12 protein-coding genes are annotated in these 14454 nt (G+C 64.3%); 9 read left to right on the forward strand and 3 right to left on the reverse strand.

Annotation, left to right across the window (positions count from 1 at the left end; all coding sequences use genetic code 11):
- The first annotated feature begins 284 nt into the window (after nt 1-284).
- From F7R02_RS13030 to rnt, 9 genes are all read left to right on the forward strand, one after another.
- Entirely contained in the window at nt 285-1535 is a 1251-nt protein-coding gene (locus F7R02_RS13030) for an OprO/OprP family phosphate-selective porin (RefSeq protein WP_003487161.1), read from the forward strand.
- A gap of 187 nt (nt 1536-1722) precedes the next feature.
- A complete protein-coding gene (pstS, locus tag F7R02_RS13035) occupies nt 1723-2742 on the forward strand; it encodes a phosphate ABC transporter substrate-binding protein PstS (protein ID WP_078590553.1) in 1020 nt (339 codons plus the stop codon).
- A 351-nt stretch (nt 2743-3093) separates the two neighbouring features.
- Nucleotides 3094-4185, forward strand: a complete 1092-nt coding sequence (pstS, locus tag F7R02_RS13040) for a phosphate ABC transporter substrate-binding protein PstS (protein ID WP_078590556.1) — start codon at nt 3094-3096, stop codon at nt 4183-4185.
- Nucleotides 4186-4297: 112 nt separating this feature from the next.
- On the forward strand, nt 4298-5272 hold the full coding sequence (pstC, locus tag F7R02_RS13045; RefSeq protein ID WP_003487154.1) for a phosphate ABC transporter permease subunit PstC: 975 nt from the start codon (nt 4298-4300) through the stop codon (nt 5270-5272).
- Nucleotides 5272-6141: a phosphate ABC transporter permease PstA gene (pstA, locus tag F7R02_RS13050; protein WP_005913799.1), complete on the forward strand. Its 870-nt coding sequence runs from the start codon at nt 5272-5274 to the stop codon at nt 6139-6141. The genes pstC and pstA overlap by 1 nt, the downstream gene beginning before the upstream one ends.
- A gap of 22 nt (nt 6142-6163) precedes the next feature.
- Complete coding sequence (gene pstB / locus F7R02_RS13055; protein ID WP_005913798.1) at nt 6164-6994, forward strand: phosphate ABC transporter ATP-binding protein PstB; 831 nt, start codon at nt 6164-6166, stop codon at nt 6992-6994.
- A 128-nt stretch (nt 6995-7122) separates the two neighbouring features.
- A complete protein-coding gene (phoU, locus tag F7R02_RS13060) occupies nt 7123-7833 on the forward strand; it encodes a phosphate signaling complex protein PhoU (protein ID WP_003487149.1) in 711 nt (236 codons plus the stop codon).
- A gap of 110 nt (nt 7834-7943) precedes the next feature.
- On the forward strand, nt 7944-8351 hold the full coding sequence (locus F7R02_RS13065) for an RcnB family protein (protein WP_078590559.1): 408 nt from the start codon (nt 7944-7946) through the stop codon (nt 8349-8351).
- A 256-nt stretch (nt 8352-8607) separates the two neighbouring features.
- The gene (gene rnt / locus F7R02_RS13070; protein WP_005913796.1) at nt 8608-9249 is read left to right on the forward strand and encodes a ribonuclease T; all 642 of its coding nucleotides are present in this window, start codon (nt 8608-8610) and stop codon (nt 9247-9249) included.
- A gap of 239 nt (nt 9250-9488) precedes the next feature.
- Here the strand turns inward: rnt and F7R02_RS13075 are convergent, their stop codons facing one another.
- The 3 genes from F7R02_RS13075 to F7R02_RS13085 all read right to left on the reverse strand — a co-directional run bounded on the left by F7R02_RS13075 (nt 9489) and on the right by F7R02_RS13085 (nt 14319).
- A complete protein-coding gene (locus F7R02_RS13075) occupies nt 9489-12524 on the reverse strand; it encodes a ligand-binding sensor domain-containing diguanylate cyclase (protein WP_078590561.1) in 3036 nt (1011 codons plus the stop codon).
- Between the two features lie 261 nt (nt 12525-12785).
- Entirely contained in the window at nt 12786-13535 is a 750-nt protein-coding gene (gene rlmB, locus F7R02_RS13080) for a 23S rRNA (guanosine(2251)-2'-O)-methyltransferase RlmB (protein ID WP_078590563.1), read from the reverse strand.
- A 310-nt stretch (nt 13536-13845) separates the two neighbouring features.
- On the reverse strand, nt 13846-14319 hold the full coding sequence (locus F7R02_RS13085) for a GFA family protein (RefSeq protein WP_078583162.1): 474 nt from the start codon (nt 14317-14319) through the stop codon (nt 13846-13848).
- Nucleotides 14320-14454 lie beyond the last annotated feature (135 nt).

The raw sequence follows: 14454 nt of genomic DNA on the forward strand, positions 1-14454 counted from the left end.
ATGCAAGTGGTGCGCCGCACAAACTGACGCATGTGTTCAGGCTGGCGTGGCTCCAGTTCAGGCCGTCAGCGGCGCAGCTTGCAAATTCAAGGATTTGGGTCGGCGCGCGGCGCTGTCATAAACCATTGCCGTTCAGCTTTTTGACACACGATGACATAGTTTAAACACCCGTAAACTCTTGTCTTTATTGGCAAAAATTACTTATTACGTTTCTGTTGTTTTGTCACATTAACGCAACCTTCACACCCTAGCCTGCGCCCACTTTCTCAGGTCGCAAGGCATCTATGAAACTCGCTCCCACCCTGCTTGGTTCCGCGCTGCTGCTGGCACTGGCCGCTCCTGCAGCACATGCCGAGATCGCCATCGATGTAATCGGCGGTTCGGAAATCTCGCTGGAAGGCCTGGTCCAGGCCGACGGCAACTGGTTCCACAACGATGTGCAGGACCTCAATGGTCCGATCGGTGCCAATGGCGACAATTCCGAATTCAGCATCCGGCGCGCCGAGCTGGTCCTCAAGGGCAAGGGCCCGGGCAACTTCGAATGGGTCGCCGGCTATGACCCGAGCGTGCTGAAGGAAGTCACCATCCGTGGCACCACCATTCGCAGCACCGGCCGCTTCCTGGATAACAACATCAAGTACAAGTTTGGCGGCAACGCGAACAACTACCTGCAGATCGGCCAGTTCAAGCAGCCCAACAGCCTGGAAGAACTGTCCAGCACCAAGAACAACGACTTCGTGTCGAAGGCGTCGGTGACGAACACCTATGGCATCTCGCGCCGGTTGGGCGTGGCCTATGGCATGGGCGACAACAATTGGAGCGTGACCGCCAGTGCATTCGGCCGCGAGCTGACCCGTAACCAGGCGCACGGCAACGGCTATGGCGCGCGTGGCACCTGGGCGCCGATCAACGAGACTGGCAATGTGCTGCACTTCGGCCTGAGCTACCTGGCCTACGACACCGACGACGACACCTTGCGCCTGCGCGCACGCCCCGACGCGGACCTGACCACGGTTCGCCTGATCGACAGCGGCGCCATCACCAATGTGGACAACGTCGGCGTGGCCGGTGCCGAGGCGATGTGGATCACCGGGCCGTTCAAACTGCAGAGCGAGTACTTCCAGGAAAACGCCAACCGCATCGGTGCCAATGCGCACGACTACAAGAGCGACGGCTGGTACGTGAGCGGCGTCTGGAACCTCACCGGCGAAACCTGGGGCTACAAGGCTGGCGTGCCGACCACCCCGCTACCCAACGAGCCGGCATCGGGCATGTGGCAGCTGGCGGTGCGCTACGACACCCTCGACCTCAACGACGGCCACCTGGTCGCCAACGGCAACACGCCGTTCGTCGATGGCGTGCTGGGCGGCAAGATGAACATCTGGACGGTCGGCGCCAACTGGTACTGGCGCTCCAATTTCAAGTTCGCGCTCGACTACGCCAAGGTCGACAGCACCCGCTACAACAGCAGCACGCGCGGCCTGGTCGACGACAATCCGTCGATCATCGAAGCACGCGCGCAGTTCTACTGGTAAGTGCGTCGCTGCCGCGTGCGCTCGGTCGAGGCACGCGGTGGCAGCCGCCACTTCCTGCCGGCCCGAACATCCGACGGCGCAACGCCGTCATCGGCCTGTCATGTCCCAGACACCGCATGGTCATGCCGTTGCCCTGCAATGGCACCACGGCGGGACGTCCTCATCCCTTCGCTACAGGAGCTGTTCCGTGATCCACTCCTTCAAGACCCGTCTGGCCGTCGGCGTGCTCGCCGCTTCGCTGGTACTGTGCGCCCAGGCTGCCGACGTCACCGGTGCCGGTGCGTCGTTCATCTACCCGGTGATGTCCAAGTGGTCGGCCGACTACAACGCGGCCACCAAGAAGCAGGTCAACTACCAATCGATCGGTTCGGGCGGCGGCATTGCCCAGATCAAGGCGGCCAGCGTGGACTTCGGCTCTTCCGATGCCCCGCTCAAGCCGGAAGAACTGGCCGCTGCCGGCCTGGCGCAGTTTCCCTCGGTGATCGGCGGCGTGGTACCGGTGGTCAACGTGCCGGGCATTGCCGCCGGCACGCTCAAGCTGGACGGCAAGACCCTGGGCGACATCTTCCTGGGCAAGGTCAGCACCTGGAACGACCCGGCCATCGCCGCGCTCAACCCGGGCGTGAAACTGCCGGAAGGCAAGATCACCGTCGTGCACCGCTCCGACGGCTCGGGCACCAGCTTCAACTTCACCAACTACCTCTCCAAGGTCAACCCGGACTGGAAGGGCAAGGTCGGCGAAGGCACGGCGGTGCAGTGGCCGACCGGCATCGGCGGCAAGGGCAACGAGGGCGTAGCTGCCTACGTGAAGCAGATCAAGGGCGGCATCGGCTATGTCGAGCTGTCGTACGCGCTGCAGAACAAGATGGCCTACACCGCAATGAAGAACGCGGCCGGCAAGTTCGTGCAGCCGTCGGATGAAACCTTCGCCGCCGCTGCCAACAGCGCCGACTGGGGCACGGCCAAGGACTTCTATCTGGTGATGACCAACGCGGCCGGCGATAACGCCTGGCCGATCACGGCGACCAACTTCATCCTGGTGCAGAAAAAGCCGAAGAATCCGGCTGGACTGAAGAACACGCTGGAATTCTTCCGCTGGGTCTACACCAAAGGCGATGCGCAGGCCAAACAGTTGGACTACGTGCCGCTGCCGGACACGCTGGTGACCCAGATCGAGGCGTACTGGGCCAAGAATCTGCCGCACTAAGAGTACGGCGCAGGCCTCTGCTGCAGCGGCCTGGTGGGGCAAGCCATGCTCTAAAACGGCATGGGCCGTTGTCTGGTCCATGCCGGCGAGCCGCCCGCCCACCTGGAACTGGCAATGGGCGCCGTGCACTAGGGCCTGGCAGCAAGCACGAAAACGCGTGAAGGAACGATGCCGTCTCTCTCCCCGGCGTCGGCCCCGGGACGCGGATCCCGGAGGGTGCAACGCCCTCCGTGGTCCGCTTCTTTTTTTGTGATGCGTTGGCCAGAAGGCGCTGTCATGCGGGTGTAACAAAAACATCATTTCATAGTGTGGTCTGCCGGAGACACCGGCCAATCCAGCCTCGGAGCTTCCATGAAATTGCAGTCGGCCAGCCTGACCGCCCTGTCCCTCACCATTGCCCTCGCCCTGGCGGCGTGCTCGCCCGGCAAGGACGCGCAGTCCGCAGACGCCGCAAAGGGCGCGCCAGCCGCAGGCGCCGCCGCCAGCGACAGCAAGGGCGCTGAAATTTCCGGCGCCGGTGCTTCCTTCATCTATCCGCTGGTGTCCAAGTGGTCGGCCGACTACAACGCCGCCACCGGCAACAAGGTCAACTATCAGTCGATCGGCTCCGGCGGCGGCATTGCGCAGATCAAGGCCGGCACGGTGGATTTCGGTTCGACCGACAAGCCACTGGACAGCGCCGAACTGCAACAGGCTGGCCTGGGGCAGTTCCCGTCCGCCATCGGCGGCGTGGTGCCGGTGGTGAATCTGGAAGGCATCGCGCCGGGCAAGCTGCGCCTGACCGGCGCCCTGCTGGGCGACATCTTCCTGGGCAAGGTCACGATGTGGAACGACGCGGCCATTGTCGCGGCCAACCCGGGCGTGACCCTGCCCGCCACCAAGATCAACCTGGTGCATCGCTCGGATGGTTCGGGCACCACCTTCAACTTCTCCAACTACCTGTCCAAGGTCAGCCCGGAGTGGAAGAGCAAGGTCGGCGAAGGCACCTCGGTGCAGTGGCCGGGTGGCGTGGGCGGCAAGGGCAACGAGGGCGTTGCGTCGTACGTGCAGCAGATCAAGGGCTCGATCGGCTATGTCGAGCTTGCCTACGCACTGCAGAACAAGATGCCGTACACCTCGCTGCAGAACGCGGCCGGCCAATGGATCGAGCCGAATGCGGAAAGCTTTGCCGCCGCCGCTGCCAGCGCCGACTGGGCCAACGCCCGTGACTTCAATCTGGTGATCACCAATGCGCCGGGCGAGAAGGCATGGCCGATCACCGCGACCAACTTCATGTTGATGCACAAGCAGTCCAAGGACGCCGCGCGCAGCAAGGCGACGCTGGACTTCTTCAAGTGGGCGCTGGAAAACGGCCAGGCCCAGGCCAGCGAATTGCACTACGTGCCGCTGCCGCCGGAGCTGGTGAAGCAGATCGAAGCCTACTGGGGCAGCGAGTTCAAGTAATGCCCTGCACCCGCCCATGCGGCGGGCTGCGCTGCGGCGAGGTACCTGAAGGTGCCTCGCCGTTCCTGCTGTCTCACGCTCCCGCCGTTGCGCGGGTGACGAGTCCAATCGAATGAATGCCACCGCCATTCCCGAAGCGATGACCGCGCCACGCGGCCGCGACCTGCGCGACGCACGCGCCGATCGCCTGTTCAAGCTTGCGCTGGCCGCTACGGTCGTTTTCGTCCTGTTGGCGCTCGGCAGCGCGGCGCTGTCGATGCTGTGGGGCGGACGCCATGCCTTGCAGATGCAGGGCCTGAGTTTCTTCTATTCGGCCGACTGGAATCCGGTCGAAAACAAATACGGTGCGCTGGCACCGATCTACGGCACCCTGGTCACCGCGGTCATCGCGATGCTGATTGCGGTGCCGGTGAGTTTCGGTATCGCGTTCTTTCTGACCGAGGTGGCGCCGCGCTGGCTGCGTGGCCCGGTCGGCACCGCCATCGAACTGCTGGCCGGCATCCCGTCGATCATCTACGGCATGTGGGGCCTGTTCGTGCTGGTGCCGGTGATGACCGAGCACGTCACACCATGGCTCAACGATCATCTCGGCACGCTGCCGCTGATCGGCCCGTTGTTTCAGGGCCCGCCGTTGGGCATCGGCCTGCTGACCGCCGGCTTCGTGCTGGCAATCATGGTGATTCCCTTCATCTCCTCGGTGATGCGCGAAGTGTTTTTGACCGTGCCCACGCGCTTGAAGGAATCGGCATACGCGCTGGGCTCCACCAAGTGGGAAGTGAGCTGGGACATCGTGCTGCCCTACACCCGCTCTGCGGTGATCGGCGGTGTGTTCCTGGGTCTGGGACGTGCGCTGGGCGAAACCATGGCGGTGGCCTTCGTGGTCGGTAACACGGTGCGCCTGTCGCCGTCGCTGCTGGAGCCCGGCACCACCATCGCGGCGTTGATCGCCAACGATTTCGGCGAGGCCACTGAAACCTATCGATCGGCATTGCTGCTGCTGGGTTTTGTGTTGTTCATCGTGACCTTCATCGTGCTGGCCATCGCGCGCTTCATGCTCATGCAGCTGTCGCGTCGGGAGGGCAACTGATGTCCGCCGCTTCGGTGTCGCAATCGCTGTACAACCGCCGCCGGGTCACCAACGCCATTGCGTTGCTGCTCTCGTGCGTCACTGCATTGTTTGGTCTGTTCTTCCTGGCCTGGATCCTGTGGACGCTGGTGTCCAAGGGCGTGCCGGGCATCGATCTCAACTTGTTTACCAAGATGACGCCGCCGCCGATGCAGGAAGGCGGCCTGCTCAACGCCTTCTTCGGCAGTGCGGTGATGTGCGGGCTGGCACTGGCGATCGGCACGCCGCTGGGCATCGCTGCAGGCACCTGGCTCGCCGAGTACGGCAACGCGCGCAAGGCCGGCGTGGTGGTGCGCTTCGTCAACGACATCCTGTTGTCGGCGCCCTCGATCGTGCTGGGCCTGTTCGTCTACACCTTGTACGTGATGCAGACCGGCGGACGCTTTTCGGCATTCGCCGGTGCGCTGTCGCTGGCTTTCATCGTGCTGCCGGTGGTGGTGCGCACCACCGACGAAATGCTGCGGTTGGTGCCGGCGCAGATGCGGGAAGCGGCATTGTCGCTGGGCATTCCCCAGTGGAAAGTCACGGTGCAGGTGCTGTACCGCAGCGCCTCGGCAGGCATCGTCACCGGCGTGCTGCTGGCGCTGGCGCGCATCAGCGGCGAAACCGCACCGCTGCTGTTCACCGCATTCGGCAACCAGTACTGGAACAGCAACATCTTCCAGCCGATGGCCAGCGTGCCGGTGATCATGAATCAATTCGCCGGCAGCCCGTACGACACCTGGCAGACGCTGGCCTGGGCCGGCGCGCTGGTGCTGACCGTGTTCGTGTTGCTGGTCAGCCTGGGCGCGCGCGCCCTGCTCTTGCGCAACAAGATCTCCAATGACTGACCTTTCCTTCCGGACACCCGACATGAACGATCTCCAAAACGCCAAGCCGATGCATCGCATCGCTGTCCCGGCCGCCACGGGGGCGCCGACGGCGCAGGCGCCGGTGAAGGTGGCCGCACGCAATCTGGATTTCTATTACGACAAGTACCACGCGCTCAAGAGCATCAACATCGAGATCCCCGAAAAGCGCGTCACTGCGTTGATCGGTCCCTCCGGCTGCGGCAAGTCGACCTTGCTGCGCATCTTCAACCGCATCTACGCGCTGTATCCGAAGATGGAAGCGCGCGGCGAGGTATTGCTGGACAACGAAAACATCCTGTCGCCGAAGTACCCGATGAACCGCCTGCGCAGCAAAGTGGGCATGGTGTTCCAGAAGCCGGTGCCGTTTCCGATGACCATCTTCGAAAACGTGGCCTACGGCATCCGCCACCACGAAAAACTGTCCAAAGCCGACATGCAGAACCGCGTCGAGCAGGCCTTGCGCCAGGGCGCGCTGTGGGACGAGGTCAAGGACAAGCTGGGGCAGAGCGCGCTGGGTCTTTCGGGTGGCCAGCAGCAGCGCCTGTGCATCGCACGTGCGGTAGCGTTGCGCCCGGATGTGTTGTTGCTGGACGAACCGACGTCCGCGCTGGACCCGATTTCCACCAGCCGGATCGAACAGTTGGTGGAAGAGCTCAAGCGCGACTACACCATCGTGATCGTCACCCACAACATGCAGCAGGCCGCGCGCGTGTCCGACTACACCGCCTTCATGTACCTGGGCGATCTGATCGAGCATGACCGCACCGAAACCATTTTTTCGCAGCCGTCCAAGCAACAGACCGAGGACTACATCACCGGCCGCTTCGGTTGATGTAAGGCGCGCCAGCGCAACGCCGCATTGACGCAGTTCCGCCACACCGCCCGGCACGACATTTGCATCATGTGCCATGTCGCCAAGGTTACGGCGGACATCCACCACTGCCACGAATCGAGATCACGATGAACCAGCACCTCAACGACCATATCGTCAAAAGCTACGACGAGGAGCAGCACCGTCTCGTCGCCGAGATCGTGCGCATGGGCGAGACGGCGGTGGCGCAGCTGGAAGCCGCACTGGATGTGGTGGAGCGTCGCGATGACAATGCCGCGCACCGCATCGTGGTCAACGACGAGGCGATCGATGCGCTGGAGCACGCGATCAGCCACGACGTGATGCGACTTGCATTGCGCGGCCCGATGGCGCGCGATCTGCGCGAAATTCTTGCAGGCCTGCGGATTCCGGCCGATATCGAACGTATTGGCGATTACGCGGCCAACGTGGCCAAGCGCTCGATCGCGCTCAATTCCGCACCGCCGCTGCCGCAGACCGTGGGCCTGCGCGCGCTCGGCCAGATGGCGGCCGATGCGGTGCGAGAAGCCGTACAGGCGTATCGCAACAAGGATGCCGATGCGGCGATCCGTGTCCGCGACGAAGATGCGCGCCTGGATGCGCAGTACACCGCGTTGTTCCGCGAGCTGCTCACCTACATGATGGAAGACCCGCGCAATATCACCCCGTGTACGCATCTGCTGTTCATGGCAAAGAATCTGGAACGCATTGGCGACCACGCCACCAACATCGCCGAGAACGTGTGGTTCCTGGTGCATGGCGAGCAACCCTTGCCTCCGCGCGTGAAGCGCGACGACACCAGCAGTACCGGCGTCGTCTAGACCCCGGCAGCGCTGCCGTGAGGCGCCGGAACGCCTTCTCATTACGTATTCAGCTTGAAACTTCTACCGTGCAGGTGCACAGGCATTTCCTGTGACCCAGGAGTCCGCTGATGAAACGCTTCGTTGGATCTTTCATGGCCTTGACGCTGCTGACCTCTGGCGCAGCGTTTGCAGCGCCGCAGCAGCACGACCTCGATCACGACCGTGACCGCAACGCGCAGCGTCACGACGACCATGGCCCTGACCGCCATGACGACCATCGCGACGAGAGGCATGACGACAGGCGCGACGATCGCCGCAAGGCGCATCACGACGATCACCGCAACGACCGGCGCGGCCCGCCGTATCGCCGCGGCGAGCGGCTGGCGCCGGACCATCGTGGCAGCCGCGTTGCCGACTACCACAAGCACCATCTCAAGCCACCGCCGCGTGGACACGAATGGCGTCGCGTGGATAACACGTACGTGCTGATCGCAGTGGCCTCCGGGCTGATCACCAGCGTCGTCGCTGGGCACTAAGCGCTCGCTCACCGTGTCGTCAGTGAGGCCCGGTCCGTGGCAACGCGGATCGGGCTTCTCCTATTTGGTGTGGGGGCGACCGACGCATATGGTCCACAGCCGCCCGGTTCGAAAAAAAATGCTCGCCAACACGGGGCGATCGTGCGCGCCAACGGCATGGTGTTAGGTCATGCACCGGGTGACGCGGGCCGCCGCCGCAGGTATGAATCTGCAAGCCTGCAGCCAAGGCAGAGCCCGACGTGCGACCTGCTAGGCTATGCGGATGAACGAACCGGTCGATGCACAGCCTGCCCCCTCCTTTTTGCCGATGTCGCGCCGCTTTCGTGGCTATCTGCCCGTGGTGGTGGACGTAGAAACCGGCGGGTTCGACTGGAACAAGCACGCACTGCTGGAGATCGCTTGCGTGCCGATCGAAATGGGTGCCGACGGACGCTTCTTTCCCGGCGAGACCGCCAGCGCACACCTGGTGCCGGCGCCCGGGCTGGAGATCGACCCGAAGTCGCTGGAAATCACCGGTATCGTGCTCGACCATCCATTCCGATTCGCGAAGCAGGAAAAGGACGCGCTCGACCATGTGTTCGCGCCGGTGCGCGCAGCAGTGAAGAAATACGGCTGCCAGCGCGCAATCCTGGTCGGCCACAACGCGCATTTCGATCTGAATTTTCTCAACGCGGCCGTGGCGCGCGTGGGCCACAAACGCAACCCGTTTCATCCCTTTAGCGTGTTCGACACGGTGACGTTGGCCGGCGTGGCCTACGGCCAGACCGTGCTGGCACGCGCCGCGCAGGCCGCAGGCCTGGACTGGAATGCAGCCGACGCCCACAGCGCGGTCTACGACACCGAACAGACCGCACGCCTGTTCTGCAAGATCGCCAACGCCTGGCCCGGGCCAGTCTGAGGACGGAATTCGGGATTCGGGATTGGGCATTCGGGATTGGTGAAAGCGTCTTGGTTTCTGGATTGAAGCGGCCAATCGCGTACGTTTACCAAGCACGAGCCGCAACCGTCTGATCACGACGCAGCACTGCTGCTTGCTGCCGTACCCTCACCCGCCCTTTTGGGCACCTTCTCCCGCAGGAGAAGGAACGCCTGCACTGCCGTTGCGAATCCCAAATCCCGATTCCCGAATCCCGGCGTCTAACCCACACAGATCCGGTCGCGCCCGGCGCTCTTGGCCTCGTACAAGGCGTGATCGGCGCGCTGCATCAGCGACGAGCCGGTGTCTTCGTCGCGCAGTGCGGCAACACCGGCGCTGAAGGTCACCTGCAAGCCCTCGACGCTGCCCCAGTCGTGACGGGCATGGAAGAGCGCGCGGATGCGCAGGCAAAGTGCCTGTGCCTCGTCCAGCGTGGTGTCGGCCAATAGCAGCGCGAATTCTTCGCCGCCCAGGCGTGCCGGCAGATCCGAGGCGCGCGCGGCCGCCGTGAGAAGCACCCCTACCTCGTGCAGGACCGCATCGCCGCTGGCGTGCGAATAATGGTCGTTGATGCGCTTGAAGTGATCGATATCCAGAATCGCCAGCACCAGCGGGCGTGCACTGCGCCGTGCACGGCTGATATCGCGCGCCAGCGCTTCGTCGAAATGGCGACGGTTGGGTAGCCCGGTCAACGCATCTTCGTGCGCCTGACGCTCGAACACATCGGACTTGATACGCAAACGCGTCAATAGCTCGCTCTTTTCCTGGTTGGCCTGCAGCAAGCGCTGCGCCTGCCGTTGCAGGTCCTCGGTGCGCTTGCGCACCAGCTCGGCCAGGCGCGCGTTATGGGTCTTGTAGCGATGCAGCAACACGCGATACAGCAAGGCCAGCAACAAGAGCGTCCCCAGCGCCGCGGCCAAGCGCACATCCTGGCGTTGCCACCACAGCGGCAATACCTCGAACGCCCACACCGCTTCGTGCGGGCTCCATGCCCCGCCCGGATGGCGCGCAGCCACGTGCAGACGATACTTGCCCGGCGGCAGGCCGATGAATTCCACGCTGCGCTGCCGGCCGCGCTCGGTCCAGCTAGCGTCCAGACCCTCCAGTCGGGTGCGGTACTCGATTCGCTCCGGCAGCAGAAAGCTCATGCCGACGTAGGACACGTTCAAGCGATGCCCGCCAGCCAGTTGTGCGCGCTGGCGCCACACCAACGGCTGGCCATCCTGCTGCACATTCTCGATCACTGCCGGCGGCGGGCGACGTTCGCGAAAGCGCTGCAGGCGTGAGGGGTCGACCCTGCTCACGCCGCCAGCTGTCACCACCCACACCGTGCCGTCGGCACGCCGCAGCAGGCTGGGGCCGGAACTGCCGTTGGCCTGCGCATTGCCCATGCCATCGATCTCGCCATAGCGTTCGATCGCGAGCGTGCCGTGCCCGTCGGCAACGGCATTGAGGGTCTTAAGTTCGGTACGCAGCACACCGCGATTGCTGCTGATCCATGCATTGCCACGCCGGTCGTCGATGAGCTGGAACACCGTATCCACCGGCATACCCTGCTCCAGACCCACGCGTGCAAGCACGCCATTGCGCTCGCGATACAGGCCGCGATCGGTCGCGATCCACATGGCATCGCCGATGGGCTGAAAACCGAACACGCTGCGCGCGCCGCCCAGTTTTTCCAGATTCAACTGGCGCAGCTTGCCGTTGCGTAGCACTGCCGCACCATCGACCGAACCGATCCACAACGCACCATCGACGCTGGCCAATGCGGTCACCACGCTGGCAGGCAGGCCTTCGATGGCCAACGGCGCGCGCCTGCCATCCACTAGCTGCGCCACGCCACGCTGGGTTGCCAGCCACACCGCATCGTGGTCGTCGATCACGATCGCGCGGATATGCCCGCCGGGAATGCCCTCGGCCTCGCCGTAATGGCGCAGCACGCGCCCAGCGCGCAACACGAAGACGCCATCGGCATAGGTGCCCACCCAAAGATCGCCGTGCCGGTCCAGCGCCAGACTGAGCACCGAAAGGCATCGCCCGGAGGGTGTGACCACCGGCACCGGCACGATGCGCCCGTCCGGCAGCATCCGGTCCAGGCCGGCGGTTCCGGCGATCCACAGACTGCCGTCGCGGTCTTTCAACATGGCGCGGCTGTAGTCGCCGCTTAATCCATCGCGCTGGCTGTAGCTGCTGAACAGGGTCTCGCGCAGCCGGAACAGACCGCCGTTGGCGCCGACCCAGATACTGCCTTCTGCGTCCTCACGCAGGCTGACGATACGTCCGGTCGGCAGGCTGCGACCGGCCGGCAGCTGCTCCACGCCGTACGGCCCGATCCGCAGCAGCCCCTGGTTTTCGCTGCCCAGCCACAGATCGCCGCGGCGATCCTGCAGCATCGCGGTGAAGTGGCCCTGCCCCGGCACCCGATGCACCAGCTCGGCGCGCTCGCCCTGCAGGCGATACAGCTGATCGCCCGCAACCACCCACACCGTGCCGTCCGTTGCGCGATACGGCCATGCCAACCCCGGTGGAAACCCGAATGCAGCCGGCGCGCGGTGCATGCGCCCATCCGGTTCGCGGTAGATCAATCCATCGAAGGTGCCGATCAACAAGCGCCCCCGCGCATCGAACACCATGCGCGGAAAGCTGCTCTGCAGTGGCGCGTCATCGCGCGGCGGGAAATAGTCGAAGTGCCCATCCGGCCACAGGCAGCCCAGCCCATGCCCTTCGAACAACAGCCACATGCGGCCTTCAGCGTCCATGGTCATGGCATGGATCAACGCCTGCGGCCACTGCCCCTGCCGCTGCCACTGCCGCCATTGCCCATCGGCAGCATGCCGGACCAGGTTGCCGCGTGCATCGCTCAGCCACAGCGCGCCATCGCGATCTACGTAGAGTGCGCCGACGCCGTTATCGGGCAGCCCCGGGCGCGTGCTGCGGTCGATCACGCTGAATTCCAGCCCGTTGTAGCGCACCAGGCCTTCCCAGGTTGCAAACCACAGATACCCGTCGCGGGTCTGGGCGATGTCGCGCAAGGAGTTGTGCGGCAGCCCGTTGCGCGAACTCCAGCTATCGATGGCGTAATCGCGCAAGCGTGCCGTTCCGGCCGGTGAAGCAACCGCAACAAGCGAACACAGCGCCAACAGCAGGCAGGCGCCGACACCGAACCAGCGCTGCTGCTGTCTATTTCTTCGTCGTGCTGACGTCTGGACGCCGCAACTGCTCTCGCCTGTTTGCCAGGCGCCCACCCCATCGTTCATCACACACAACGCGCCGTTCGCTGGCGATATGGTAGGCAAAAACGCCGCGCGGCGTTCGACGATGGAAGCGCACCTCTGGAAAGCCTTGCTGCAACTCCCTGCGCGTGGGTCAGGCCACTGTCTGCGAGCTGCATCTGCGCGGAACATTGCGCAGATGCCCATCGGCACTGCCACGATCAAGAATTGGAGCTGATGTGCATCGCGTAACGCGTGCGATACCCAGGCCGGCACGCCTGCGCTCGCGCATGATGCACGCAGGCGTTAGGCGCCCAGGCGCTGGCGCACGGCCTCGAACAAGGTCACACCGGTCGCGACCGACACATTGAGGCTTTCGATTTCGCCGGGCATCGGGATCTTGACCAGGCCGTCGCAGTGCTCGCGGGTGAGACGGCGCAGGCCATCGGCCTCGCCACCCAGAACCAGCCCGACATTGCCGCGCAGATCCACGCTGTACAACGAAGCGTCTGCTTCGCCGGCCAAGCCATACAGCCACACCCCCTGCTTCTGCAGGTCGCGCAGGCAGCGCGCCAGGTTGGTCACCGCCACCACCGGAATACGGTCGGCGGCACCGGCGGAGGTCTTGCGCACGGTGGCGTTCACCGTGGCCGACTTGTCCTTGGGAATCACCACCGCAGTGACCCCGGCCGCTGCCGCACTGCGCAGGCAAGCGCCAAGGTTGTGCGGGTCCTGCACGCCATCGAGGATCAGCACCAGCGCGCGCCCTGCGGCGGCCTCGACCAGCCCTTCCAGCTCGTTCTCTGCCCACAGCCGCGCGGCGGCATAGCGCGCGGCCACGCCCTGATGGCGCACCTGCCCGCCCACACCGTCCAGCGCCTGGGTATTGACCCGGCGCACGTCGATACCCTTGCGGCGCGCCTGTTCCTCGATCTCGGTCAGGCGCGGATTCTTGCTGCCGGCTTCGATCAAGACCTCGCGCACGTTGTCGGCGTCGTTCTCGACGGACGAGGCGACAGCGTTGACGCCGACGATCCACTGGTTCTGCTTGCTCATTGCGCGGGCATACGAAGAGGTAAAGAGGGAATGGTAGGGCCTGCGGCCTGTCACGTCACGGCCGGTGCATGGGAGCCCGGGCGATGCCAGCGAAGCGGTGCTGCAAGGGGCACCGGTGCTGGACGCGCAGCGCCCGGGTCAATGGCGCGCCTGCAGTGAACGCATGCTGGCCGTGCAACCCATCGTGCCGATGGAAGCCTGCCATATCGTGCACCAGCGCGTCTTGGCGCGGCGAGACGGCCGCGAGCGAGGTGATACCGTCACTGCTCGCATGCCGCGATGAGCAGCACAATCAAACCAGGGCGACTTCTCACGCGGGCCAATGCGCAGTGTCGTGATCCGGATGCTGCCGCGACACCACGCTGGCCAAAAAAGCCTCCGCGGCGGCATCGTCTTCGGGTGGACGCGTGGGTAGATGCGCCAAGCTATCGACGAAGGGCAGCTTGCGATCCAACCCATACTGGATATGCGGCGGCAACCGCTCCGGCGTGTCGAAGGCACCTGCTGCAACCGAGATCCCGTCGGGTGCCTCATAAGTCAATGGCGTGCCGCAATCGGCGCAAAACCCACGCTGCACGACCGTCGACGATGCAAAGCGCTTGGGCTCGCCACGGGTCCAGCGAAACTCGGTGCCTCGCACAGACACCAGCGGCGCGTAATACGCGCCGAATGCTTTCTGACACATGCGGCAGTGGCAGATGGAAGCGTCCACCAACGCACCACGCACATGAAACCGCACCGCCCCGCACTGGCAGCCGCCGCTGTATTCGCTTGAAGTGTCCATGCTCTGCTCCGCGTCAGTCTGTTACGGACACCATTGCAGACCCACACACCTGCAACGGCCCCACCTGCCTCTATGACAGCTAATAACACGACTGCGCTCACCACCAAGCGGACGCGGCCGGTAGCGGGATTGGGA

The sequence above is a fragment of the Xanthomonas cissicola genome, assembly GCF_008801575.1.
Classification (GTDB): domain Bacteria; phylum Pseudomonadota; class Gammaproteobacteria; order Xanthomonadales; family Xanthomonadaceae; genus Xanthomonas; species Xanthomonas cissicola.